We start from the raw sequence: 24,047 nt of genomic DNA, 5'->3' as shown, positions 1-24,047 counted from the left end.
GTCGCCGGCACCCACAGGGATGCGTGAGTCACGATGATGGACGCGGACACCATGATCCTGCCCCGGCTCGGGGACGCCGCGGTCGAGGACCCGTGGGGCGAGGACCGGCCGCACCGGGCCGCCGCCGCCCGCGCCGCGACCGGCGTGCTCCGGTGGCGGATCGCGGCGTGGCTGGTGCCCGCGGTGCTGATGGCCGCGCTCGGCGCCGCCCGGATCGCCACATCGGGCCCGAGCGCCGGAGATTCGGCGACCCGGCGCGCGGCCACGTCGCCGTGGCCGGGGATCGCCGCCGCGCTGACCGGCGACGACGTCGCGCTCGGGCCGTACCACCTGCTCGTGTGCGGCTGGGCGGCGCTGTTCGGCGCGGCGGACCTCGCGCTGCGCGTACCGTCCCTGCTGGCCATGGTCGGGGCCGCCGCGCTCGTCGGCGCGCTCGCCGCCCGGATCGCCACGCCCGCCGCCGGCCTCTCGGCCGGGGTGATCTTCGCGGTCCTGCCGACCTCCGTCCGGTACGCGCAGGAGGCGCAGCCGTACGCCCCGGCGGTGTTCGCGGCGGTGCTCGCCACCTGGGTGCTGGTGCCCGCGCTCGACCGGCCGGGTCCGCGCCGGCTCGTGCCCTACGCGGGCGCGGTGCTGTTGCTGGGCCTGTGCCAGCCGGTGGCGTTGCTGCTGCTCGCCGGCCACGGCTGGGTCGTGCTGGCGTTCCGTCGCCGCGCTGCTCTCCGGTGGCTCGCCGCCGTGGCCCTCGGGCTGCTCCCGGTCGCCGCGCTGCTCGGCTACGCCCTGCGCGACGGCGGGCACCTGGGGTCCGGCGCGCGTCCCGCCGCCGCGGTGCTCGCGGCCACGCCGGGGGATCTGTTCGGCGTCGCCGCGCTCGGCGGTGTGCTGGCCGGGCTGGCCCTGTTCAGCCTCCCGCTGCGGTACGCGGCGGCGATCTGCACCGCCTGGGCGCTGGTGCCGGCGCTCGGCCTGCTGGCGCTGGCGCAGGCGGTGCCGGTCTGGTCGGCGGGGAACCTGCTGTTCACGGTGCCGGCCTGGGCGGTGCTCGGCGGGGTCGCCCTGTCCCGGGCGCGTGCCGCCGGAGCGCTCGCCGTGCTGACGCTCGTCGCGCTGCTCGCCGCGGCGGCCCAGCTTCCCGCGTGACCGTGCGACCCGTCGACGAACGGGCGATGTCTGCCTGATTCGACCTTTTTGCGGTTGATTGTCGGCTTAGCATTCGGTCGGCTCCTGAGCCGGATGCAGACCATGGGGGAAACGTGGCCGTCGCCGCCGATACACGCCCGTCCCGCGCCACGACGGCCGGGACACCGGGCGCCCGCCCGATCGCACCCGCCCCGCCCGGGGCGCCGGCCGATCCGGACCGCCGGCAGCGCAACGTCCGCGCCCGCCTCGCGTACGCGCGCTGCGGGGCCACCGCCGGCCCGCTGCGCCCGCCCCGCCGCCCCGACGCGGCGGTCGAGTTCCGCCCCACCGCCTCGGCGGCCGCGCGGCTGGTGCTGACGCTGCTGGTGCTCGTCAACAGCGCCGCCGGCCTGGTCTTCGTCGGCTGGCTGCTGCTGCCCCAGCACGTGCCCGGCCCCGGCGTCGTCGGGCTCGGCGGCTGGCAGACCGTCGCCGCCCGGCTCGCGTTCTGCGTCGTCGTCGGCGTCGAGCTGATCCGCCTCGCGCAGAACGTGGTGGTCTGGATCTTCGCGTTCCACGCCCGGGATCCGGTGCCGGTGGACCCGCCGGTCGGCCTGCGGGTCGCGCTGCTCACCACCATCGTGCCGAGCAAGGAGCCGATCGAGGTCGCCGAGCGGACGCTGCGCCGGTTGCGGGAGATCGTCTACTGCGGGCACGTCGACGTGTGGATCCTCGACGAGGGCGACGACCCGGCGGTACGGGCGATGGCCGCGCGGCTGGGCGTACGCCACTTCACCCGCAAGGGCCGGCCCGAGTACAACCGGCCCGGCGGCGAGTTCCGGGCCCGGACCAAGTCCGGCAACCACAACGCCTGGCGGGCCGAGCACGAGCACCGCTACGACGTGGTCGCGAACGTCGACCCGGACCACGTGCCGCTGCCGAACTTCCTGGAACGCACGCTCGGCTACTTCCGCGACCCGGACGTCGCGTTCGTGGTGACCCCCCAGGTGTACGGCAACATGCATCAGAACTTCGTCGCCCACGGCGCCTCGGTGCAGCAGTACCTCTACAACGGGCTGATCGCCCGGGGCGGCAACGGCCTGGACGCGCCGCTGCTGACCGGCACCGGGCACCTGTACCGCCCGGCGGCCTGGCGGACCGTCGGCGGCTACCAGGACTCGATCATCGAGGACCACCTCACCAGCATCCGCGTGCACGCCGCCGTCAACCCGGCCACCGGCAACCGGTGGAAGGGCGTCTACACCCCGGACGTGGTGGCCCTCGGCGAGGGACCGACCTCCTGGGCGGACTACTTCAACCAGCAGAAGCGCTGGGCGGCCGGGATCTGCGAGATCCTGCTCCGGCGCGAGCTGCGCACGCCGCGCGACCTGCCGTCGCGCCGTCGCTGGCAGTACCGGCTGCTCCAGTTCTACTACCCGAGCGTGGCGGTGAGCCTGCTGCTGGGCAACGCCGCCACCGCGCTGTACCTGCTGACCGGCGTCGACGCGGGCCGGCTCGACCCGCAGGTCTGGGCGACGCTGTGGGGCTCCACCATCGGCACCTGGTTCCTGCTCTGGCTGTGGCTGCGCCGCTTCAACATCGCCCCGCACGAGCGGGAGGAGGTGGGCATGGTCGGCATGGCGCTCGCGTTGTTCGCCGGACCGGTCTACGTGGCCGCGGCGGTGGGCGCCCTGCTGCGCCGCAAGCTCGGGTTCGTGGTCACCGCCAAGGGCGCGCTGCGCACCGTCGAGTCGCCGCGTACGTTCCGGCTGCACCTGTGCTGGGCGCTCGCCGCGGCCGGGCTGCTCGCGGCGAGCTTCGCGCTCGACCACGACTACCCGCTGCTGCGGGTCTGGCCGGCGTTGACGCTGCTGACCGGGCTCGCGCCGCCGCTGATCTCCTGGGTGGAGTGTCTGCGGGCCCGCCGGGACCGGACCGCCGACGTGGCCCGGGAGCCCCAGGTGGTTCCCCGGCCCGCAACCGAGGGCGGTGTGCCGTGCTGAGGCCGACGCTGCCCCGGATGGGCCTGGCGCTGGCCGGGTTGCTGCTGCTCGCGTACGCCTTCGTGGTGGCGCCGGGCACGTGGCGCGACCAGGGCACGGGCGCCTCGGCGCAGCGGTCCGCCCCGGCGACGCCGCAGGCGAGCACCGACGTGCCGGCGGCGGTCGTGCCGAGCCCGCGCGGCGGCCCGTTCCCTCCGGCCGGGCAGGCGTTCTTCGGGGTGATGACCGACAAGGGCCCGTACGACTTCGCGCCGGTGGACCGGTTCGCCGAGGCGGCCGGGCGATCCCCGCAGGTGATGCTCTTCGGCGCCGACTGGGCCTCGGCCGCGTTCGACCGGAGCCTGTTCGACCGGATCGCCGAGCGGGGCATGATGCCGATGCTCGGCTGGGAGCCCTGGGACCACACGGTCGACCGGGCGGCCCGTCGTACCGCCCTGACCGACCGGCAGATCGACCGGCTGCGCGCCACCCAGCCGGACTACCGGCTGGCCCGCATCGCGCGCGGCGACTTCGACGCCTACCTGCGCTCCTGGGCCGACGGCGTCCGGTCGCTGGGCTACCCGGTGGCGATCCGCTTCGCGCACGAGATGAACGGCGACTGGTACCCCTGGTGCGAGCGGGCCAACGGCAACCGCCCCGGCGACTACGTCCGTGCCTGGCGGCACGTGCACGACGTCTTCGCCGAGGCCGGCGCCACGAACGTCACCTGGGTGTGGAGCCCGAACGCCCGCTGGGACAAGACGACCGCCGGGCTCACCGGCCTCTACCCGGGTGACGAGTACGTCGACTGGGTCGGCGTCACCGGCTACTACGGCAGCGGCGCCTTCACCAAGACGTACTGGTCGTTCGACCAGATCTTCGGCCCGACGATCGCGGAGATCCGCAAGGTCAGCGGCAAGCCGCTCGTGGTCACCGAGACCGGCGCCGCCGACGCCGCCGGGCACAAGGCGCGGTGGATCCGGGACACGTTCCGCGCCCTGCCCCGCTACCCGGACCTGATCGGGCTGATCTGGTTCGAGGTGGACAAGGAGAAGGACTGGCGCATCGCCGGCTCACCGGCGGCGGCGACCGCGTTCGCCGAGGCGGTGGCCGCCGAACGCTACGACGTGACCTGGTCGGCGGCGTCGAGGCCGCGCGCCGGGCCCTGACCCCGTCCGCTGCCGGCCACCCTCCATGTCGGACGGCGCGGCTACTCTCCACGATCATGAACGAGAGAGATCAATTCCGGCGGGCGGCGATCGAGCAGGGCGTGCCCGAGGACGAGGTGGCCCGTTTCGCGGAGCTGATCCGGTTCCAGATCCACGCCTGCCGGCGTGCGGAGGGCGTGCACGCCGGGCGGCGGGGCGGGCGGCCGCGGCTGCCGGTGGGCATGCCGTGGCCCACGTGCTCGGAGGGGTTCCCGTTGCCGTTCCTGCTCCGGCTCGACTGCGCGGCGCTGCCCCGGGTTCCCGACCTCGCCCTGCCGGCCGACGGCACGCTGCTGTTCTTCCTCGACCAGGAGAGCGCACTGGACGCCTGCGGTATCGAGGCCGAGCAGGAGTTCGCGCGGGTCGTGTACGTCCCGGCCGGCGCCGAGACGGTGGACGGTGAGTACGTCGTGCCCGCCGACACCGAGATGGAGCCGTTCCTCGCCCCCGAGCACGAGATGTACGCCGGGCTCCAGGCGGAACTGCCGGACTGGCTCGACCGCTCCGAGACCTGGCTGAGCGCCACCGAGATCCAGCTCCTGCGCGACATGCCGCACCTCAAGGAGATGAGCGCGCTGGTCGAGCGGCTCTGGCCGGAGCGGAACGGATGGCTGGCGGAGGACGTCTTCATCGGCGGCTACACCGTCTCGGCCCAGGACCCGCCAGAGGTGATCATGATGGACGCGGAGCGGAGGCGGCAGGCGAGGTCCCTGCCCCGCGCCGAGCAGATGGTGGCCCTGTACGAGGAGCGGCAGCGGGTGATGCGCGAGTGGGTGCCACTGGCGCAGTTCGGCGTACCGGACGAGGAGTTCGTCAACGCGCGGTTCCTGATCCGCCACGAGGACCTCGCCGCCCGGCGGTTCGACAGGGCGCTGTCCTTCTGCGAGTTCACCGAGTGAGGGCCGGTCCGGCTCAGACCAGCGTGCGGACCGCCCGCAGCGCCGCCTCCACGTCCTGCTCGCCGTTGGCGATCGTCGCGCCGAAGCGCAGGTACGACGGCCGGTAGGGGGTGCTGCTGGCGACCACGCCGGCCGACCACAGCCGGCTCACCGCCTCGCCCACCGGCACGCCGGGCACCTCGCAGCAGACCACCCCGGCCGACAGGTCGGCGGAGCGCGGCGTGACCAGCCGGACGCCCCGGATCCCGGCCAGCCCCTCCTTGAGCCGGTCGGCCAGTTCCCGGGTGCGTTCGGCGACCCGGTTCCGGCCGATGCGCCGGTGGAACGCGAACGCGTCGGCCAGCGCCCAGCGGTGCTCGAAGCTGTGGTAGCCGCCGGGCGTGTGCGCCAGGCCCGGCGGGACCGGCGCCCCGCCGGTCCCGCCGGCCATCCAACGTCCGATGGCCCGCCCGTCGAAGGTCGGGACCACCGGCGTCATCCGCGCCCACGCCCGCTCGGCGGCCCAGACCAGGCCGGTGCCGCGCGGCCCGAGCAGCCACTTGTGACAGCCGGAGACCAGCACGTCGCAGCCGAGCTGCTCGGGTGTGGACGCGTCGGCGCCGAAGCCGTGGACCGCGTCGAGGCAGAGCAACGCCTCCGGGCTGCGCTCGCGTACCGCCTCGGCCAGCCGCCGTACCGGCAGCTTCACGCCGGTGCCGGAGTGCACCCAGGTCAGCGCCACCACCCGGGTACGCGGGGTGAGCGCCGCGGTCAGGCCCGCGACCATCTCGTCCGCCCCGGCCGTGGCCGCGTCCCGGTAGAGGCGGGCCCGGCGCACGGTGACGCCGTCACGTTCGGCGCGCAACCGCAGCGACTCGTGGGTGGCGTAGAAGTCGTGCTCGGTGGTCAGCACCTCCTCGCCCGGTCGCAGCCGGATCGCGCTGTAGACCAGGCCGAGGCCCATGGTGGTGGAGTCGGTGAGCGCGATGTGGTCCGAACGGGCGTCGAGGTGCCCGGCCGCCGCGGCGAGCACCGCGCGGTCCAGCCGTTCCTCGTTCGCGGCCAGGTAGCCGGAGGCGTCCCGGTCGAGGCCGGCGCGGTGGGCCGCCACGGCGGCCCGTACCGGGGCCGGGTGCGGGGCGAAGACGAACGTGGCCAGGTGCGCCCGGGAGCGGTCGAGTGCGAACTGGGCGCGGACGCTGTCCCAGCTGGCCGGATCCAGGGCGGGCGCGTCGCCGGACGCATCGGTCCCGCCCGCCGGGCGGTCCGGTTCGCAACCGGTGGCCAGGCCCGTGACGCCTGCCGCCGCGGTCGCGCCGAGCAGGTGCCGCCGGGTCAGGCGCCGTCGGGTCGGATGCATGCAGCCCATCGTCCGCCCCGCATGTCACGACCGGATCACCGCCCGGGACCGGTGATTTCACCGATGCGCGCCGGCGGCCCGGACGCGGATGCTGACGCATGTCGATGTAATTCCGGCGCAAGGAGTGACCGACGTGCCCACCACCCGTTCCCGTACCCCCGTCCGTGCCCTCGCCCGCCTCGCCGTGGCGGCACTGCTCGCCACCGGCGGCGCCCTCGCCGTCCCGGCCGCGGCGAGCGCCGCCGGCCCCTACGAGCGCGGCCCGGCGCCCACGAGCGCCATCCTGGAGGCCAGCCGCGGCCCGTTCGCCACCTCGTCGATCAACGTCTCCTCGTTGAGCGTGACCGGCTTCGGCGGCGGCGTCATCTACTACCCGACCAGCACCGCCGAGGGCACCTTCGGCGCGGTCGCCATCTCGCCCGGCTACACCGCCTCCTGGTCCAGCCTGAGCTGGCTCGGACCGCGGATCGCCTCGCACGGCTTCGTGGTGATCGGCATCGAGACCAACACGCGGCTGGACCAGCCGGACAGCCGGGGGCGCCAGCTCCTGGCCGCGCTGGACTACCTGACCCAGCGCAGTTCGGTGCGGGGCCGGATCGACTCCTCCCGGCTCGCGGTGGCCGGGCACTCGATGGGTGGTGGCGGCAGCCTGGAGGCCGCGGCGGCCCGGCCGTCGTTGCAGGCCGCCGTCCCGCTCGCGCCGTGGAACCTGGACAAGACCTGGTCCGAGGTACGGGTGCCGACGCTCATCATCGGCGGCGAGACCGACAGCGTGGCGCCGGTGGCGACCCACTCGATTCCGTTCTACAACAGCATCCCGGCGTCCTCGGAGAAGGCGTACCTGGAGCTGGACGGCGCGAGCCACTTCTTCCCGCAGACGACGAACACGCCGACGGCGAAGCAGATGGTGGCCTGGCTGAAGCGGTTCGTCGACGACGACACCCGCTACGAGCAGTTCCTCTGCCCGGGCCCGAGCGGGTCGGCGATCCAGGAGTACCGCAACACCTGCCCCAGCTCCTGAACCCCACATCTGTCGGGGTGGTCGCCGCGCGGCGACCACCCCGACAGCGTGTCCGCCTCTTTTCCGACGGGTTGCCCATAGGTGACACTGGATGCATGGTTTCTGCATCGACAGTGCATATAGCCTTGTGGGGCCGGGACGACGAGTGCGACGCGATCCGCCGCCTCCTCGACCGCGACGACGGCGGCGCGCTGCTGTTCCACGGGCCGCCCGGCTCCGGGCGCAGCGCCCTGCTGGCGTACGCCCGCCGGTGGGCCGAAAGGCGCGCGGTGCTCGCCGGCGCCGGTCTGGCCGACGAGGCGACACTGCCCTACGCCGGGCTGCACCGCCTGCTCGACCCGGTGCTGGACGCGGACGCGGCGCTCCCGGTGCGGCAGCGGCGGCTGCTGCGCCGCGCGCTCGGCGGCGACGGGTGCCCGGCCGAGCAGCGCCTCGCCCTGGCCGCGGCGGTGCGGTCCCTGCTCGCCGCCGTGGCGGCGGACCGGCCGCTGCTGTGCACCGTGGACGACCTCGACGCCGGCGATCCGCAGAGCGCCTGGACGCTCGCCGTGGTGGCGCGCCGGCTGCGCCGGCTGCCGGTGGCGATGCTGCTGACCGCGACCGCCCCGGCCACTGTCGACGGCGTGCCGGCCCACGGGCTGCGCCCGCTGGACGCCCACGACTGCCACGGGATGCTCGCCGGGCTGCGGGAGCGGCCACCCGCGCCGGTGGCCGCCGCGCTGGCCGCGCTCAGCCGGGGCAGCCCGGCCGCGCTGGCCGACCTGGCGGGCAGCCTCACCCCGGCCCAGTGGCGGGGCGAGGCGCCGCTGCCCGACGCGCCGCCGGTGGACGGCGCGCTCGCCGCCGCGTACCGGGCCCGCCTGGACCGGCTGCCGGTGCCGACCCGGCGGATGGTGCTGCTCGCCGCGCTCGACCCCGGCGACGACCCGGGCACCCTGGTCCGCGCCGCGTGGGCGGCCGGACTGACCGTCGAGGCGCTCGCCCCCGCCGAGGCCGCCGGCCTGTTGCGCACCGGGCCCGGCGGGGTGACGTTCCCGCACCCGCTCGCCCGCACGATGATCACCGCAGTCGCGCCGCTCGCCGACCTGCGCGCGGCCCACCTGCTGCTGGCCGGCACGCTCGCCGAGGGCGCGCTTGGCCGGGCGCTGCGCCACGCCACCGCCGCCGGCTGCCCGTCCGACGTGCTCGCCGCCGAGCTGACGGCAGCCGTCGACGAGGTGCCGGACCGCGCCGCCGCAGCGGTCGTGCTGCGCCGCGCGGCCGAGCTGAGCCCCGACCCCGGCCGCGCCGCCGAGCTGACCGTCGCTGCCGCGCGGTGCGCCTGGACCGCCGGTGACCCGGACCAGGCCCGAGGGCTGCTACGCCGCCTGACCGCCGGACCGGCGCACGGCCGGGCCGACCTGCTCCGCGGCGACATGCAACTGCGCTGCGACGCGCCCGCCGCCGCGGTCGCCACGCTGCTGGCCGCCGCCGACGCGGTCGCGCCGGCCGACCGGCGGGCCGCGCTGCTGGCGCTGGTCCGGGCCGGCGAGGCCATCTGCGTCACCGGCGACCAGTACCGGTACGCCGAGGTGGCCCGCCGGGCCGAGGCGCTGCGGCGGCCCGCCGACCCGCCCGAACTCGACCTGCTGGCCACGTTCGCCACGGGCGTCGGCGCCACACTGCGGGGCGACCACGCGCGCGGCGGCCCGGCGCTGCGCCGGGTCGTCGTCATCGGCGGCCGGCTGACCGGGCCCGCGCTGACCCCCGGCGCGCTCGTCTGCGCCGCCGCGGCCGCCCTGCTGGTGGCCGTGGACGGTCCCGCGCACCGCCTCGCCGGCCGGGCGGTGGAGGTGGCCCGCTCGCGCGGCGAGCTGTCCCTGCTGCCCCGGGCGCTGGAGCTGCGGGCCGTCGCCGAATACTGGCTGGGCCGGCACGAGGCCGCGGCGGAGACCGCCCGCGAGGGCGTGCGCGCCGCCCGCGCCGGCGGCCAGCACGTGTGCGCCCAGGTGCACCTCGGCATCCTCGCCGTGCTGGCCGCGGTGCGCGCCGATCGGGACGCCGCGCTGGCCCGGATCGCCGAGATCGGTGACGGGGCCGCACCGGGGAGCCGGCCGGACGCGTACGCCCGCTGGGCACTGGGCGTGCTGGACCTCATCGACGGCCGGTACGCCGACGCGGTGGCCCGGCTGTCCGCGCTGGCCCGCACCGGCACCGGCCGGGGGCAGGTGCTGGTCCAGGTGATGGCCACGCCGTACCTGGTGGAGGCCGCCGCCCAGGACGGCGGGCGGCCGGCCGCCGCGCTGGCCGTGTTCGACCACTGGGCCAGCAGCACGGCGAGCCCGTCGCGGCGGGCGCTCGCCGCGCGCTGCCGGGCGCTGCTCGCGCCGCGCGGCGGCCCGGAGGCCGAACGGGAGTTCCACGCGGCGCTGCGGCTGCACCCGGCCGACACCGACCGGTTCGAGCGCGCCCGCACCGAGCTGCTGTTCGGCCGCGAGCTGCGCCGCCGGCGCCGGCCCCGGGACGCCCGCGCGCACCTGCACCGGGCCCGGGAGGCGTTCACGCTGCTCGGCGCGACCGTCTGGGCCGACCGGGCGGGGGAGGAGCTGCGCGCGGCGGGGGAGTCGGTCGGGCCGGTGCGGCACGGTCCGGAGCAGTTGCTGACCGGGCAGCAGCTGCACATCGCAAGGCTGGTCGCGGAGGGGGCGACCAACCGGGAGATCGCCACCCGGATGTGCCTGTCCACCCGGACCGTCGACCACCACCTGCGCAACGTCTTCCACCGGCTCGGCGTGCGCTCGCGTACCGAACTGGCCCGCCTGTTGTCCTGATCGGGCGGGCCGGTTCGGTGCGTCGTGTCGCGGCGGTGGCCGGGCCCGGTCACGCAAGGGCTGTGCCGAGCCCCGGCGGCGGGTCGGGCCGGGCCGCGGGGCGAGCGGGGTCCGGCCGCGACGCCGTCAGCGCAGCGCGGCCACCGCGGCGTCCCCGCCGCCGCGCCAGAGCACGCCGGCCTCGGCGAAGCCGGCCGCGCGCAGCGCCTCCAGGTGCCACGCCGCGGGCGGGGTCCACTCCGGGCTGTGCCCGGTCGGGTAGATCTGCCGCCGCTTCTCCACCAGCGGACCGAGCACCGGATCGTCCCCGGCCCGAGCCCACCAGTCCGACCAGGACAGCGCCGCGCCGGCGCGGTGCCGGGCGGCCCGCAGCTCGACGGCCCGCGCGTGCAGCCGCTCGGCGAGCGCCGGCATCGCGTCGTCGGGCATGTGGTCGGCGTTGACGAACACGCCGCCGGGGCGCAGCACGTCGCGGATCTCGCCGTACAGCTGCGCCAGGCGCGGCCCGTCGAGCCAGTGCAGCGCCGTGGCGGTGAGCACCGCGTCGTAGTCGCGGTGCGGCAGCGTGGCGGCCCAGTCGGACCGGTTGAGGTCGGCGGTCACCACAGAGGCCCGTCCGGCGAGCGCCGCCTCGGCGAGGGTGAGCAGCACCGGGTCGAGGTCGAGCACCGTCACCTCGGCGTCGGGCCGGCGGGCCAGCGTCCGCAGGCTGATCGAGCCGGTGCCGCCGGCCAGGTCGAGCACCCGTGGCGGCGGGTCGTCGGTGACCGCCTCGACGGCGTCGAGCATCGCGTCGAAGCGGTGCTCCCGGTCCGGCATGAACGTCTCCTGCTGCCGGTCCCAGCTCTCCTGCCAGGCGCGCACATCCAAGTCGTAAGGAGTCATGACGCTCACGATAGTTACCGGTAGGCGACCCTGTCGAGGCTTGTTGCCAAACTTTTGCAATAAGCGCGGGCGTCCCGGCGGCGTCACCGGGACCGGACGTGCGGCGGGTCGACGGTGACGAGCGGGTGACGCGCGCTGCGGCAGGGTCGCGGCACGACGACGGCACCGTTCGAGGGGGCTGCATGATCAGGACGATGCTCCGGCTGCGCGCGCGCACCGGCTGCGAGCCCGCGGTCGGACCGGCCTTCGAGACGGTCGCCGGGCAGCTCGGCGCATTGGCCGGCAACCTGCGGCACGAGCTGCTGCGCGACGCCCTCGACCCGCGCGGCTTCGTCGTCGTCACCGAGTGGGCCGACGAGGCGGCGCTGCGCGCGTACCGGCGCGGGCCGGTGGCGGCCCGCCTGGCCGGCCTGCTCCGGCCGCTGACCGAGCCGGCGGGCGGCCCCGAGTACCCGCTGATGCGCGAGACCGGGGACGGAACGGGCCCGGTCTACGTGGACGTCGAGCTGACAGTGCCGCTCGACCGGCTCGCCGAGTTCCACCGGGGCTACCCCGAGGTGGTCCGGCGGATGACCGCGATACCCGGCTACCGCCGCGAACAGCTGCTGCGCGAACCCGGCTCGGACATCCACCACATCTTCGCCGAGTGGGACGGCGCCGCGCCGTTCCTCGCCTGGATCGGCGACCCGGCCCACGCCTCGGCGCAGGCCGGACCGATCGCACCGTTCCTTCTCGACATCCGGCGCCGGCTGTTCCACGTCGTGCCCGACGCGGACGACCGCCGACACCCCACCACGGGCTGGGAGGCCGACGTGCACAGGACAACAGACGTACTCGTCGTCGGGGCGGGGCCCACCGGGCTGACCGCCGCCGTCGAACTGGCCCGGCGGGGCATCGACTGCCTGGTGATCGACAAACAGGTCACCCCGCCCGGCCACGCCGACAAGGCGATCGGTGTGCACTGCCGCACCATGGAGATCTGGGAGGAGCAGGGCGTCGTCCGGGAGGCCATGGACGCCGGCATCTGGCTCACCGGCAACATGGTCTTCGTCAACGGCGAGCAGACCCACCGGATGAGCTGGGAGCTGCCCGGCCTGCCGTACGCCCACCTCGGCCTGCCGCAGTACGAGACCGAGCGGATCCTCACCACCCGGCTGGCCGCGCTCGGGGTGCGCCCGCAGCGCGGCGCCGAACTCGTCGACTTCACCCAGGACGCCGACGGCGTGACCGCCACCGTCCGGACCGCCGACGGCGGCACCGAGACGGTACGCGCGGCGTACCTGGTCGGTGCCGACGGCGCGCACAGCCGGGTACGGGAGCGGCTCGGGCTCACCTTCACCGGCGGGCTGGGCCGGTTCCCGCAACTGTTCATGCTGGTGGACGTCGACGTGAACTGGGACATGCCGGACGGGCACCTGCTGCGGTTCCTGCACATGACCGACGGGCAGATGGACGGGATGCTCGTCTGCGTACCGCTGCGCGGCGAGCACCGCTACCGCATCGCCACGCTCGCGCCGCCCCGGTTCTTCGCCCAGACCGGCGGGCGCGACGCCCCGCCCGGGTTCAGCGAGGAACTCGACGAACCGACCATCGAAGACGTGCAGGCCGCGCTGGACCGCCTCGCGCCGGCCGGCACCCGGGCGAGCAACCTGCGCTGGTCCTCGGTGTTCCGGATCAGCCACGGCATCGTCGACCGCTACCGCGACGGCCGCGTGTTCGTCGCCGGGGACGCCGCCCACCTGCACCCGCCGGCCGGCGGGCAGGGCATGAACACCGGCATCCAGGACACCTGGAACCTGGCCTGGAAGCTGGCCCTCGCGGTACGCGGGCTCGCCGCGCCCGGCCTGCTGGACAGCTACGAGACCGAGCGGCGCCCGGAGGGCGAGGAGATCGTCGGCCGGGCGGTACGGATGGCCGGCACCGAGGAGGTGGACCGCGCCGACCTGGAACGGCAGTTCCTCCAGGAGATGTCCATGCTGCTCAGCTACGCGGGCAGCCCGCTGGTCGGGGAGACGGTCGCCGACCCGGCCGCGCTCGGCGACGCCCCGCGCCCCGGCGACATCGCGCCGGACGTCGACGGGCTGCGCCGGCGCGGCGTCGGCCACCCGCTGCGGCTGCGCGACCTGACCCGGGGCACCCGGCACACGCTGCTGCTCTACGCCGACCGCACGGCCGGCGCCGGGGACCTGGCCGCGTTCACCGGGCTGTGCGCCGACGCGCGGCGGCTGGCCGGCGGGGAACTCGACGCGTACCTGCTGCTCGACCCGGACGCCGACGAACCGCGACTGCTCGACCCGCCGGTGGTGCGCGACGCCGAGCGGCGCTTCCGCGCCGCGTACGGGCTGGACGGCACCGGCCTGTACCTGATCCGGCCGGACGGGCACGTCGGGTTCCGGGGCGCGCCGGTCGACCCGGACGCGCTGCGCAAGCACCTGCACCTGGTTTTCGGGAGCGCCAGGTGAGCCGGGTCCGGACCGTGCTGTCGATGCGGACCCGGGAGGGCTGCGAGGAGCGCTTCGAGGCCGAGTGGCTCACCGCCGCCGAACAGATCCGCACGCTGGACGGCTGCCTGCACCAGGACCTGGTCCGCGACGCCGACGACCCGCGCAGCTACCTGATCATCAGCGACTGGGCGGACCGTGAACGGCTCGACGCGTTCGGCCGCAGCACGCACCGGGACCGGCTGCTGAGCATCATCCGCGAGCTGCGCGAGTCCGCCGACCGGCACACCTACCAGGTGCTGCACAGCGTGGCCGGCGAGCCGGGGGAGGGGCGATGACCGACGACGTGATGCCCGCGAGCGAGCTGTACACCGACGCGTTCGCCGCCGACCCGTACCCTGCGCTGGCCCGGCTGCGCGCCGAACGGCCGGTCTGCCCGGTCGGCTCGCCGCGCTTCGACTCCTGGCTGATCACCCGCTTCGACGACGCGCGCACCGCGTTGACCGACCCGCGCCTGTCGAAGGACCTGTACGGCCCGGAGCAGCACTATCTGAAGATCTTCGGCCCGAACTCGGAGGGCCTGAACCGCAACATGCTCAACTCCGACCCGCCGGAGCACACCCGGCTGCGCCGGGTGGTGTCGCAGGCGTTCGCGCCCCGGCGGATCGAGGCGTTGCGCCCCCGGGTGGCGTCGATCGTCGACCAGCTCATCGACAAGATGGCGCCGCACGGCGAGGCGGACCTCATGCACGACTTCGCCATCCCGCTGCCGATGACTGTCATCTGCGAACTGCTCGGCGTACCGCCGGCCGACCACGGACGGGTGCTCGACTGGACCCAGGTCATCCGCACCTCCGGCTCCACCAGCCGGCCTCCGGCGCAGGAGCGGGCGGCGGTGCAGGAGGCCCAGCTCCGGCTGCACCAGTACCTGGCCGGGCTGGTCCGCGCCAAGCGCGACGACCCGGCCGACGACATCATCGCCGCGCTGATCAAGGCCGTCGACCAGGACGGGACGCTGTCCGAGGCGGAACTGGTCACCACCACGTTCCTGCTGCTGTTCGCCGGACACCAGACCACCGCCGACTTCCTCGGCAACGCCGTGCTGGCCCTGCTGACGCATCCCGAGCAGATGGAGCTGCTGCGCGCCACGCCGCGCCTGCTGCCCGCCGCGATCGAGGAGCTGTTGCGCTTCGACGGGCCGCTGCCGGTGGCCAGCCCGCGCATCGCCACCGAGGACGTCGACTACCAGGGGGTACGCATCCCGCGCGGCGCGATCGTCGGGGTGGCGATCAACGCGGCCAACCACGACCCGGCGCACTTCGCCGACCCGGACCGGCTGGACCTGCGCCGGGTCCGGGGCCCGCACCTCGGGTTCGGTCACGGCGTCCACTACTGCCTGGGCGTCTCGCTGGCCCGGATGGAGGCCGAACTCGCGCTCGGCGCGCTGCTGCGGCGGCTGCCCGGGCTGCGTCTCGGCGTACCGCTCGCCGAGGTGCGCCGGCTCCCCGCCGCCTCGCCGTTCCGTGGCCTGCTGGAACTGCCGGTCACCTTCACCGCCTGACGGCGCCGCCGCCTCGCGCCGCCGCCCCCGTCGCAACCATCAAGGAGCAGTCATGGTCTTCCGCAACGTGATCGTCTGTCACATGGTCCCCGGCAGCGAGCAGATCGTCGGCGGCGTGTTCGGCCACTACGACCAGGCCACCAGGCCGCAGGACCTGGGCGTCATCGGCCGGTACCTGCTGTCGCACCACGACCTCTACATCCACGTGATCGAGCGGGAGCAGGACCCGCGGATCTCCGGGCAGACCCGTGGCCTGCCCGCCTTCCAGAAGATCGCCGAGGAGATCGGCCCGTACGTGACGCCGTACCCGCGCTACTGGAAGAACCCGTCGGACTCGGTGGCCAAGGAGTTCTACCACTGGGCGCCCGAGGGCGAGCCGCCCGCCGACACCACGCTCACCGTGATCGTCGGCCGGATCAAGCCCGGCGCCGAACCGGACGTGGCACGGGTCTTCGCCGAGTCCGACGCCGGGTCGCTCCCGGCCGACCTCGGCGTCACCGGGCGCTGGCTCTACTCGATCGACGACGTCTACGTGCACCTGCTCGAACAGGAGTCGCCGGCGGCCGAGGCCACCCGCGACCGGCACGGCGACAAGCCCGCCTTCGGCAAGGTGATGCAGGACCTGGGCCCGTACATCGAGCCGTACCGGCCGGAGAAGTGGCAGGGCCCGCAGGACTCCGTCGCCGGCGTCTTCTACCGCTGGCAGGCCCAGGACTGACCCGATCCGCGCCCCCGCCCACCGGGTGGCGGGGGCGCGGAAACGCCGCCCCCGCGACCGGCCGTACGCCAGGCTGGTGCGGGGGTGCCGGTGTCGACGAAGGAGATCGTCCAGCACGTCGGGGCGCTGCTGGACCTGGCCGGGGTGCTCGTCATCGCGGTCGGCGTCGCGGTCGCCACGGCGGTGTTCGCGGTGCGCTGCGCCCGGACCCGCCAGGTGGTCGCCCACTACCGAGCGTACCGGCAGGGGGTCGGCCGGGCCATCCTGCTCGGCCTGGAGTTCCTGGTCGGCGGCGACATCATCCGGACGGTCGCGGTGTCGCCCACGTTCACCAGCGTCGGCGTGCTGGCGCTGATCGTGCTGGTCCGTACGTTCCTCAGCTTCTCGCTGGAGGTGGAGCTGGACGGCCGCTGGCCCTGGCAGGGCCGGACTCCCGCCGACCGGCCGAGCGTCGGCGCCCGCCCCCAGCGCTGAACGTCGTACCCCTGCGGCAGCATGCCGGGCATGGCGGAGTTCCGGATCGTGCGCGGCGACGCGACGAGCCCGCAGGCGAAGGGCCCCAAGATCGTCGCGCACGTCTGCAACGATCTGGGCGGCTGGGGAAAGGGCTTCGTCCTCGCCGTCTCGCGGCGGTGGCCCGAGCCGGAACGCGACTACCGGGAGTGGCACCGGCACCGGGCCGGCAACGACTTCGGGCTGGGCGCCGTCCGGCTGGTCCGGGTCGCGCCGGACCTGTGGGTGGCCAACATGGTGGGCCAGCGCGGGATGCGCCGGGGCAGCGCCGGGCCGCCGATCCGGTACGACGCGGTGGAGCGTTGCCTCACCGCCGTGGCCGACCGCGCCGAGGAACTGGGCGCGTCGGTGCACATGCCGCGCATCGGCTGCGGGCTGGCCGGCGGCTCGTGGCAGCGGATCGAGCCGTTGATCCGGCGGGCGTTGTCCGAGCGCGGCATCCCGGTGACCGTCTACGACAGGTAGTCACCTCCGCTGTTGCCCACGCCACTTCGCCGAGTCGATGTGGACAGGTACCCCCAGGGGGTATGGTGAGGTCATGGAGCACGGATCCGGTCACGACACCGGCGACCACGGCGGCGGACACGGCTCGCACGCCGGGCACGACCCGGAACAGTTCCGCCGCCGGTTCTGGCTGAGCCTGGCGCTCACCGTGCCGATCGTCGCCACCAGCCACATGGTGATGGACTGGTTCGGCTACTCGCTGGACTTCCCGGGCGTGCGCTGGGTCGGCCCGGTGCTCGGCACCGTGGTCTTCCTCTACGGCGGCTGGCCGTTCCTCACCGGCGGCCTGCGTGAGCTGCGCGAGCGTACCCCCGGGATGATGCTGCTGATCTCGATGGCGATCGTGGTCGCGTACCTCGCCTCGGCCGCCACCAGCATCGACCTTTTCGACCTGGACTTCTGGTGGGAGCTGGCCGCGCTGGTCACCATCATGCTGCTCGGCCACTGGCAGGAGATGCGGGCGGTCGGGCAGGCGCGTGGCGCGCTCGGCGCGCTCGCCGCGCTGCTGCCCGACGACGCCGAGCGCCTGGACGACGCCGGGCGGCCGCATCCGGTGCCGGTCGGCGAGCTGCGGGTGGACGACCTGGTGCTGGTGCGCCCCGGCGGGCGGGTGCCGGCCGACGGGCGGATCGTCGAGGGCGCCGCCGAACTGGACGAGTCGATGATCACGGGAGAGTCGCGGCCGGTGGCCCGCGCCGCCGGGGACCGGGTGGTCGCCGGCACCGTCGCCACCGACTCCACCCTCCGGGTACGCGTCGAGGCGGTCGGCGCGGACACCGCGCTGGCCGGCATCGGGCGGCTCGTGGCGCAGGCGCAGGCGTCCGGCGGACGCGCGCAGGTGCTCGCCGACCGGTTCGCCGCGCTGCTGTTCTACCTGGCGGCGTTCGCCGGCCTGGCCACGTTCGCGGTCTGGGCGCTGCTCGGCGACCCCGACCAGGCGGTGGTACGCACCGTGACGGTGCTGGTGATCGCCTGCCCGCACGCGCTCGGCCTGGCGATCCCGCTGGTGGTGGCGCTGTCCACCGCGCTGTCGGCCCGCGCCGGCATCCTGGTCAAGGACCGGCTCGCGCTGGAGCGGATGCGCACCGTCGACACCGTCCTGTTCGACAAGACCGGCACGCTCACCACCGGCCGGCACACGGTCACCGGCGTGGCCACCACCGGCGGGCTGGACGAGACCACCGCCCTGGCCCTGGCCGGTGCGGTGGAGGCCGACAGCGAGCACCCGCTGGCCCGGGCGCTCGTGGCCGCCGCCGACGCCCGCGGCGCCCGTCCCGCCGCGCGCGGCTTCCGGGCGCTGACCGGCCGGGGCGTGCGCGCCACTGTGGACGGCGTCGACTGGGCGGTCGGCGGGCCGGCGCTGCTGCGCGAACTCGACGCCCCGGTGCCGGACGACCTGGCCCGGGCCGCGCAGGAGTGGTCGGGCCGGGGCGCCGCGGTGCTGCACCTGGTCCGACTGCCGGAGGGTGGCCCGCCGGAGGTGACCGCCGCGTTCGGGATGGAGGACCAGGTCCGCCCGGAGGCGCGGGCCGCCGTGGCCGAGCTGCGCGACCTCGGCGTACGCAAGATCGTGATGATCACCGGCGACGCGCGCCCGGTGGCCGAGGCGGTGGCCGCCGACCTCGGGTTCCGGCCCGGCGTCGACGAGGTCTTCGCCGAGGTGCTCCCCGCCGACAAGGACAAGGCGGTGGCCGAGCTGCGCGATCGGGGACTGACGGTGGCGATGGTCGGCGACGGCGTGAACGACGCACCGGCGCTGGCTCGTGCCGACGTCGGGCTGGCCATCGGTGCCGGCACCGACGTGGCGATCGAGTCCGCCGGGGTGGTGCTCGCCGGCTCCGACCCGCGCGGTGTCGGCGGCGTGATCCGGCTGTCCCGCGCGTCGTACCGGAAGATGCGGCAGAACCTGGCCTGGGCGGCCGGCTACAACGTGGTGGCGATCCCGCTCGCCGCCGGGGTCCTCGCGTGGGCGGGCGTCGCGCTGAGCCCGGCGCTGGGCGCGGTGCTGATGTCCGTCTCCACGATCGTGGTCGCGCTCAACGCCCAGCTGCTGCGCCGGGTCCGGATCACCCCGGCCGACTGAGCCGCAGTTCCGGGCCGGCGACCGCCCGGAGGCTCGCGGCTGCGAGCGAGAATGCCCCTTCCGGCCCGCACCTGCGGGCCGCTAGGGTGGGCGCGTGACGGTGTTCCGGATCGGCGAGGCGGCCGAGCTGCTCGGGGTCAGCGCGGACACCGTCCGCCGGTGGATCGACGCCGGCAAGCTGCCGGCCACCCGCGACGAACACGGCCACCGGGTGCTCGACGGCGCCGACGTGGCCGCGTTCGTCCGCGCCCCCGGCCACCCCGAGCTGTCCTCGGCCCGCAACCGGCTGCGCGGCATCGTCACCGCCGTCGTCAAGGACACCGTGATGGCCCAGGTCGACATTCAGGCCGGGCCGTTCCGGGTGGTGTCGCTGATGAGCCGCGAGGCCGTCGACGACCTCGGCCTCCAGGTCGGCTCCGTCGCCGTCGCGGTGATCAAGTCGACCACCGTCGTGGTCGAGCGCGCCTCCACCCCCAGGGGAAGGACCAGTCCGTGACCGTACGGCGGATCCGCGCCGCGCTCGCCGCCGCGCTGGTGGCGGCACTCGGCCTGACCGGCTGCGGCGGCGCGGACGAACCGGCCGGGCCCGACGGCGCCGGCCCGGTGACCGTGTTCGCCGCCGCCTCGCTCACCGAGTCGTTCACCCGGCTCGGCGAGGAGTACGAGGCCGCCCACCCGGGCCGCACCGTCACGTTCAACTTCGGCGGGAGCTCCGGGCTCGCCACCCAGATCACCCAGGGCGCGCCTGCCGACGTGTTCGCCGCCGCCTCCCCGGCCACCATGAAGACGGTCACCGACGCCGGTGACGCCGCCGGCGAACCGGCCGTGCTGGTCCGCAACCAGCTCGTCGTCGCCGTGCCCCGGGGCAACCCGGCCCGGGTCGGCGCCCTGGCCGACCTCACCCGCCCCGGCGTCAAGGTGGCGCTCTGCGCCGAGCAGGTGCCCTGCGGCGCCGCCGCGCGCACCGCACTCGACGCGGCGGGTGTGCGGCTCACGCCCGCCACGCTCGAACAGGACGTCAGGGGCGCGCTGGCCAAGCTGCGCCTCGGCGAGGTCGACGCCGCGCTGGTCTACCGCACCGACGTACGCGCCGCACCCGGGCTCGACGCGGTCGAGTTCCCCGAGTCCGCCCGTGCGGTGAACGACTATCCGATCGTGGTGCTGCGCGCCGCCGGCAACCCGGCCGGCGCCCGCGCCTTCGTCGACTTCGTCCGCTCCGACGCCGGGCTCGCCGTGCTCACCGCCGCCGGGTTCCAGGCGCCGCCCGGCGCATGAGCCGCACCGTACGCCGGCAGCGGGTGCCGATCGCCCTGCTCGTGCCCGCCGGGCTCGGACTCGCCTTCCTCGTCCTGCCGCTCGCCGGTCTGCTGCTCCGGGCGCCCTGGACCACGCTGCCCCGGCGGCTGACCGAACCGGGTGTGCTCACCGCGCTGCGGCTGTCGCTGGAGACCGCCACCGTCGCCACGCTGCTCTGCGTCGCGCTCGGCGTACCCCTGGCGTGGCTGCTGGCCCGGGTGGAGTTCCCCGGGCGGCGGCTGGTCCGGGCGCTGGTCACGGTGCCGCTCGTGCTGCCGCCGGTGGTCGGCGGCGTGGCGCTGCTGCTCGTCTTCGGCCGGCGTGGGCTGATCGGGTCGTGGCTGGACGAGACGTTCGGCGTGACGCTGCCGTTCACCACCGCCGGGGTGGTGCTGGCCGAGGCGTTCGTGGCCATGCCGTTCCTGGTCATCGCCGTCGAGGGCGCGCTGCGCGGCGCCGACCCCCGGTACGAGGAGGCCGCCGCCACGCTCGGCGCCGGGCGGTTCACCACCTTCACCCGGGTCACGCTGCCGCTCGTCGCCCCGGGCGTGGCGGCCGGTGCGGTGCTCTGCTGGGCTCGCGCGCTGGGTGAGTTCGGCGCCACCATCACGTTCGCCGGCAACTATCCCGGCCGCACCCAGACCATGCCGCTGGCGGTCTACCTGGCGCTGGAGACCGACCTCCAGGCCGCGATCGTGCTGAGCCTGATCCTGCTCACCGTCTCCGTGGTGATCCTCGCCGCGCTGCGCGACAAATGGGTCGGCAGCACATGACCGAGCTGCTGGACGCGCACCTGGTCGCCGAGCGGGACGGCTTCACCCTCGACGTACGGCTGCGCATCGCCGCCGGTGAGGTGGTGGCGCTGCTCGGCCCGAACGGTGCCGGCAAGACCACCGCGCTGCGGGTGCTCGCCGGGCTGCACCCGCTCGCCGCCGGGCACCTCACGCTCGACGGCGCCGACCTGGACCGGCCCGGCCGCCGGGTGTGGACGCCGCCGGAGCGGCGGCCGGTCGGCGTGGTGTTCCAGGACTACCTGCTGTTCCCGCACCTCAGCGCGCTGGACAACGTGGCGTTCGGGCCGCGCCGCCGGGGCGCCGGCAAGCGTGCCGCCCGCGCCCGGGCCCAGGAGTGGCTGGACCGCGTCGGCCTCGGCGACCAGGCCGGGCGCCGGCCCCGGCAGCTCTCCGGCGGGCAGGCGCAGCGGGTCGCGCTGGCCCGCGCGCTCGCCGTCGACCCGGCGCTGCTGCTGCTCGACGAGCCGCTCGCCGCGCTCGACGCGCGGACCCGGCTGGACACCCGCGCCGAACTCCAGCGCCACCTCGGCGCGCACCCCGGCGCGACACTGCTGGTCACCCACGATCCCCTCGACGCGCTGGTGCTCGCCGACCGACTGGTCATCGTGGAGCACGGCCGGGTCGTGCAGGAGGGCGACGCGGCCACCGTCACGGCGCGGCCACGCACCGACTACGTGGCCCGGCTGGTCGGCCTCAACCTGCACCGCGGCCGCGCCGACGGGCACACCGTCACAGTCGGTGAACTGACGCTCACCACCGCGGACACCGTCCACGGTGACGCGTTCGTGGCGTACCCGCCGTCCGCCGTCGCGCTGCACCCGTCCCGGCCGGAGGGCAGTCCGCGCAACGTCTGGGCGGCCACCGTGAGCGGCGTGCAACGCCACGGCGACAACCTGCGGGTGCAACTGGCCGGGCCGGTGGAGGTCGCCGCCGACGTCACGCCCGCCGCCGCGGCCCACCTCGGACTGATCCCCGGCCGGCCGGTATGGGCGGCGGTCAAGGCAGCCGAGACTCGCTCCTATCCGGCGTGACGTACACCGCTGGTCACGGCATGTGCGCAGGTGAGAGGTTTGATCTGCGCTCAACCGGTCACTGGGACGGTAGCGACGACGCAAAGGGGGACACGGTGCCGGACACGATCCGCAACAGGTCCAGTCAGGACGCCGACCTGCCACGGGGCGTCACCGACCCGTTGCTCTGGCGGGCCGCGTACGACGTGGCCGCCGCGCACCGGCCCGACGAGTCCGGACGGTGCGAGAGCCTGCTGTGTGAGGGGCAGGTCGCGCCGTGTGACGCGCTGACCGCGGCCCACCGGGCCATGGAACTGGCCGGCGACCGGCACGACGACCGGGCCGAGCCCGAAGCGTGGCGTCCGGAGCAGCGCCGGCGCGCCGCCTGAGCATCGGGTCGCGGGCGGTTCGAACCGTGGACGCCCCGCTTCCGTGTTTATGATCGACAACTCGGTCGGAATGCGGGGAAGAGGAGAGTTCGTGACGGTCGACGCCCACGCGTTCTGGCTCCGCGCCCCCGGCCAGGGCGAGATCCGGCCGGTCCGGCTCGCCGCGCCCGGCCCCGGTGAGGTGCTGGTCCGCACACGCTTCTCCGGCGTCAGCCGTGGCACCGAGACGCTCGTGTTCACCGGCCGCGTACCGGCCGACCAGCACGACGCGATGCGAGCGCCGTTCCAGGAGGGCGACTTCCCGGCCCCGGTCAAGTACGGCTACCTGAGCGTCGGCACGGTCGAGGCGGGCGACGAGCGGCTGCTCGGCCGTACCGTGTTCTGTCTCTACCCGCACCAGAGCGCGTACGTGGTCCCGGCCGACGCAGTGACCGTCGTGCCGGACGGTGTGCCGGCGCAGCGCGCGGTGCTGGCCGGCACCGTGGAGACCGCGGTGAACGCGCTCTGGGACGCCGCGCCGCTGGTCGGCGACCGGGTCACGGTGATCGGCGGCGGGATGGTCGGCTGCGCGGTCACCGCGCTGCTGGCCCGTTTCCCCGGCGTCCGGGTCGAACTCGTCGACGCCGACCCGGCCCGCGCCGAGGTGGCCGCCGCGCTCGGCGCCGACTTCGCCGTCCCGGCCGACGCGACCGGCGGGCGCGACCTCGTGGTGCACGCCAGCGCCACCGCCGACGGGCTGCAACACGGCCTGGAGCTGCTGCGCCCCGAGGGCACGGTGCTGGAGCTGAGCTGGTACGGCGACCGGCCGGTCACGCTGGCGCTGGGCGGCGCGTTCCACTCCCGACGGCTGGGCATCCGCAGCAGCCAGGTCGGCACCGTGTCGCCCCGGCGGGCCGACCGCAGTTACGCCGACCGGCTCGCGCTCGCCCTGGACCTGCTGGCCGACCCGGCGTTCGACGCGCTGCTCACCGGCCGGTCCCGCTTCGACGACCTGCCCGACGTGCTGGACCGGCTCGCCTCTGGTGAGCTGCCGGCGCTGTGTCATCTCATCACCTACGGCGAGGAGTGAACGTGTTCAGCGTGACCGTCCGGGACCACATGATGGTCGCCCACAGCTTCCGCGGCGAGGTCTTCGGCCCGGCCCAGCGGCTGCACGGGGCGACGTTCGTCGTCGACGCCGGCTTCCGCCGCGCCGAGCTGGACGACGACGGGATCGTGGTCGACATCGGGCTGGCCACCGAGCAGCTCAGGGCCGTGCTCGCCGAGCTGAACTACCGCAACCTCGACGACGAGCCCGCCTTCGCCGGGGTGAACACCACCACCGAGGTGCTCGCGCGGACGATCGCCGACCGGCTCGCCGACGCGGTGCACGACGGCCGGCTGGGGGAGGGCGCGCGAGGGCTCGCCGGGATCACCGTCACCCTGCACGAGTCGCACATCGCGTGGGCGAGCTACGAGCGGTCGCTCTGACC

General features: G+C 75.2%; 22 protein-coding genes. 20 read left to right on the top strand and 2 right to left on the bottom strand.

Features of this window, described 5'->3' with window-relative positions; translation table 11 throughout:
• Positions 1-33: 33 nt before the first annotated feature.
• The 4 genes from V6U82_RS01835 to V6U82_RS01820 all read left to right on the top strand — a co-directional run bounded on the left by V6U82_RS01835 (position 34) and on the right by V6U82_RS01820 (position 5,211).
• Positions 34-1,143 (top strand): glycosyltransferase family 39 protein, encoded by a 1,110-nt coding sequence (locus V6U82_RS01835; RefSeq protein WP_334458775.1) that lies wholly within the window; start codon positions 34-36, stop codon positions 1,141-1,143.
• A 113-nt stretch (positions 1,144-1,256) separates the two neighbouring features.
• Complete coding sequence (locus tag V6U82_RS01830; protein WP_334458774.1) at positions 1,257-3,125, top strand: glycosyltransferase family 2 protein; 1,869 nt, start codon at positions 1,257-1,259, stop codon at positions 3,123-3,125.
• Positions 3,119-4,273 (top strand): glycoside hydrolase family 26 protein, encoded by a 1,155-nt coding sequence (locus V6U82_RS01825; RefSeq protein WP_334458771.1) that lies wholly within the window; start codon positions 3,119-3,121, stop codon positions 4,271-4,273. The genes V6U82_RS01830 and V6U82_RS01825 overlap by 7 nt, the downstream gene beginning before the upstream one ends.
• 56 nt (positions 4,274-4,329) lie before the next feature.
• Complete coding sequence (locus tag V6U82_RS01820; protein WP_334458770.1) at positions 4,330-5,211, top strand: YwqG family protein; 882 nt, start codon at positions 4,330-4,332, stop codon at positions 5,209-5,211.
• Between the two features lie 13 nt (positions 5,212-5,224).
• On the opposite strand, the gene V6U82_RS01815 is transcribed toward V6U82_RS01820, so the two are convergent.
• Positions 5,225-6,550: an aminotransferase class V-fold PLP-dependent enzyme gene (locus tag V6U82_RS01815; protein WP_334458769.1), complete on the bottom strand. Its 1,326-nt coding sequence runs from the start codon at positions 6,548-6,550 to the stop codon at positions 5,225-5,227.
• 133 nt (positions 6,551-6,683) lie between these two features.
• On the opposite strand from V6U82_RS01815, the gene V6U82_RS01810 reads away from it, so the two are divergent.
• Positions 6,684-7,571 (top strand): alpha/beta hydrolase family protein, encoded by an 888-nt coding sequence (locus V6U82_RS01810; protein WP_334458768.1) that lies wholly within the window; start codon positions 6,684-6,686, stop codon positions 7,569-7,571.
• A gap of 95 nt (positions 7,572-7,666) precedes the next feature.
• Positions 7,667-10,381 carry a helix-turn-helix transcriptional regulator gene (locus V6U82_RS01805; RefSeq protein WP_334458767.1) on the top strand — a complete coding sequence of 905 codons (2,715 nt, stop codon included), beginning with the start codon at positions 7,667-7,669 and terminating at the stop codon, positions 10,379-10,381.
• Positions 10,382-10,507: 126 nt separating this feature from the next.
• On the opposite strand, the gene V6U82_RS01800 is transcribed toward V6U82_RS01805, so the two are convergent.
• Entirely contained in the window at positions 10,508-11,266 is a 759-nt protein-coding gene (locus tag V6U82_RS01800; protein WP_334458765.1) for a class I SAM-dependent methyltransferase, read from the bottom strand.
• A 182-nt stretch (positions 11,267-11,448) separates the two neighbouring features.
• Here V6U82_RS01800 and V6U82_RS01795 point away from each other — a divergent pair, with 182 nt between their 5' ends.
• The 14 genes from V6U82_RS01795 (at position 11,449) to V6U82_RS01730 (ending at position 24,045) form a co-directional block, all read left to right on the top strand.
• Positions 11,449-13,728 carry an FAD-dependent oxidoreductase gene (locus tag V6U82_RS01795; RefSeq protein ID WP_334458763.1) on the top strand — a complete coding sequence of 760 codons (2,280 nt, stop codon included), beginning with the start codon at positions 11,449-11,451 and terminating at the stop codon, positions 13,726-13,728.
• Positions 13,725-14,045 carry a putative quinol monooxygenase gene (locus tag V6U82_RS01790; protein WP_120569519.1) on the top strand — a complete coding sequence of 107 codons (321 nt, stop codon included), beginning with the start codon at positions 13,725-13,727 and terminating at the stop codon, positions 14,043-14,045. The genes V6U82_RS01795 and V6U82_RS01790 overlap by 4 nt, the downstream gene beginning before the upstream one ends.
• A complete protein-coding gene (locus V6U82_RS01785) occupies positions 14,042-15,268 on the top strand; it encodes a cytochrome P450 family protein (RefSeq protein WP_334458761.1) in 1,227 nt (408 codons plus the stop codon). Before V6U82_RS01790 ends, V6U82_RS01785 begins: the two co-directional genes overlap by 4 nt.
• 52 nt (positions 15,269-15,320) lie before the next feature.
• Positions 15,321-15,986 carry a TcmI family type II polyketide cyclase gene (locus V6U82_RS01780; RefSeq protein ID WP_334458760.1) on the top strand — a complete coding sequence of 222 codons (666 nt, stop codon included), beginning with the start codon at positions 15,321-15,323 and terminating at the stop codon, positions 15,984-15,986.
• Positions 15,987-16,076: 90 nt separating this feature from the next.
• Positions 16,077-16,460: a DUF1622 domain-containing protein gene (locus tag V6U82_RS01775; protein ID WP_128138377.1), complete on the top strand. Its 384-nt coding sequence runs from the start codon at positions 16,077-16,079 to the stop codon at positions 16,458-16,460.
• Positions 16,461-16,490: 30 nt separating this feature from the next.
• Positions 16,491-16,964, top strand: coding sequence for a macro domain-containing protein (locus V6U82_RS01770; RefSeq protein WP_334458758.1), 474 nt, complete (start codon positions 16,491-16,493; stop codon positions 16,962-16,964).
• A 73-nt stretch (positions 16,965-17,037) separates the two neighbouring features.
• Positions 17,038-19,086, top strand: coding sequence for a heavy metal translocating P-type ATPase (locus V6U82_RS01765; protein ID WP_334458757.1), 2,049 nt, complete (start codon positions 17,038-17,040; stop codon positions 19,084-19,086).
• Between the two features lie 94 nt (positions 19,087-19,180).
• Positions 19,181-19,582 (top strand): TOBE domain-containing protein, encoded by a 402-nt coding sequence (locus V6U82_RS01760; RefSeq protein WP_128139013.1) that lies wholly within the window; start codon positions 19,181-19,183, stop codon positions 19,580-19,582.
• Entirely contained in the window at positions 19,579-20,361 is a 783-nt protein-coding gene (modA, locus tag V6U82_RS01755; protein ID WP_334458756.1) for a molybdate ABC transporter substrate-binding protein, read from the top strand. Before V6U82_RS01760 ends, modA begins: the two co-directional genes overlap by 4 nt.
• A complete protein-coding gene (locus V6U82_RS01750) occupies positions 20,358-21,155 on the top strand; it encodes an ABC transporter permease (RefSeq protein WP_334458755.1) in 798 nt (265 codons plus the stop codon). Before modA ends, V6U82_RS01750 begins: the two co-directional genes overlap by 4 nt.
• Complete coding sequence (locus V6U82_RS01745) at positions 21,152-22,207, top strand: ABC transporter ATP-binding protein (RefSeq protein WP_442933413.1); 1,056 nt, start codon at positions 21,152-21,154, stop codon at positions 22,205-22,207. Before V6U82_RS01750 ends, V6U82_RS01745 begins: the two co-directional genes overlap by 4 nt.
• A 95-nt stretch (positions 22,208-22,302) precedes the next feature.
• Positions 22,303-22,575, top strand: a complete 273-nt coding sequence (locus V6U82_RS01740; RefSeq protein WP_128138938.1) for a hypothetical protein — start codon at positions 22,303-22,305, stop codon at positions 22,573-22,575.
• 49 nt (positions 22,576-22,624) lie between these two features.
• The gene (locus tag V6U82_RS01735; RefSeq protein ID WP_436970484.1) at positions 22,625-23,644 is read left to right on the top strand and encodes a zinc-dependent alcohol dehydrogenase; all 1,020 of its coding nucleotides are present in this window, start codon (positions 22,625-22,627) and stop codon (positions 23,642-23,644) included.
• Positions 23,645-23,646: 2 nt separating this feature from the next.
• Positions 23,647-24,045 (top strand): 6-pyruvoyl trahydropterin synthase family protein, encoded by a 399-nt coding sequence (locus V6U82_RS01730; protein WP_128138937.1) that lies wholly within the window; start codon positions 23,647-23,649, stop codon positions 24,043-24,045.
• Positions 24,046-24,047: the final 2 nt, after the last annotated feature.

The organism is Micromonospora sp. CPCC 205554 (assembly GCF_036902745.1).
GTDB lineage: Bacteria > Actinomycetota > Actinomycetes > Mycobacteriales > Micromonosporaceae > Micromonospora > Micromonospora tulbaghiae.
Note: the sequence above shows the minus strand (reverse complement) of the source record. Positions and strands in the feature narration are given on the sequence as shown.

What these genes read in the sequence shown, in the direction of transcription:
- V6U82_RS01835 (WP_334458775.1), top strand. Translation starts at nt 34, where the DNA reads ATGATGGACGCGGACACCATGATCCTGCCCCGGCTCGGGGACGCCGCG.
- V6U82_RS01820 (WP_334458770.1), top strand. Translation starts at nt 4,330, where the DNA reads ATGAACGAGAGAGATCAATTCCGGCGGGCGGCGATCGAGCAGGGCGTG.
- V6U82_RS01815 (WP_334458769.1), bottom strand. Translation starts at nt 6,550, where the DNA reads ATGCATCCGACCCGACGGCGCCTGACCCGGCGGCACCTGCTCGGCGCG.
- V6U82_RS01805 (WP_334458767.1), top strand. Translation starts at nt 7,667, where the DNA reads ATGGTTTCTGCATCGACAGTGCATATAGCCTTGTGGGGCCGGGACGAC.
- V6U82_RS01800 (WP_334458765.1), bottom strand. Translation starts at nt 11,266, where the DNA reads ATGACTCCTTACGACTTGGATGTGCGCGCCTGGCAGGAGAGCTGGGAC.
- V6U82_RS01795 (WP_334458763.1), top strand. Translation starts at nt 11,449, where the DNA reads ATGATCAGGACGATGCTCCGGCTGCGCGCGCGCACCGGCTGCGAGCCC.
- V6U82_RS01785 (WP_334458761.1), top strand. Translation starts at nt 14,042, where the DNA reads ATGACCGACGACGTGATGCCCGCGAGCGAGCTGTACACCGACGCGTTC.
- V6U82_RS01780 (WP_334458760.1), top strand. Translation starts at nt 15,321, where the DNA reads ATGGTCTTCCGCAACGTGATCGTCTGTCACATGGTCCCCGGCAGCGAG.
- V6U82_RS01770 (WP_334458758.1), top strand. Translation starts at nt 16,491, where the DNA reads ATGGCGGAGTTCCGGATCGTGCGCGGCGACGCGACGAGCCCGCAGGCG.
- V6U82_RS01765 (WP_334458757.1), top strand. Translation starts at nt 17,038, where the DNA reads ATGGAGCACGGATCCGGTCACGACACCGGCGACCACGGCGGCGGACAC.
- V6U82_RS01750 (WP_334458755.1), top strand. Translation starts at nt 20,358, where the DNA reads ATGAGCCGCACCGTACGCCGGCAGCGGGTGCCGATCGCCCTGCTCGTG.
- V6U82_RS01745 (WP_442933413.1), top strand. Translation starts at nt 21,152, where the DNA reads ATGACCGAGCTGCTGGACGCGCACCTGGTCGCCGAGCGGGACGGCTTC.
- V6U82_RS01735 (WP_436970484.1), top strand. Translation starts at nt 22,625, where the DNA reads ATGATCGACAACTCGGTCGGAATGCGGGGAAGAGGAGAGTTCGTGACG.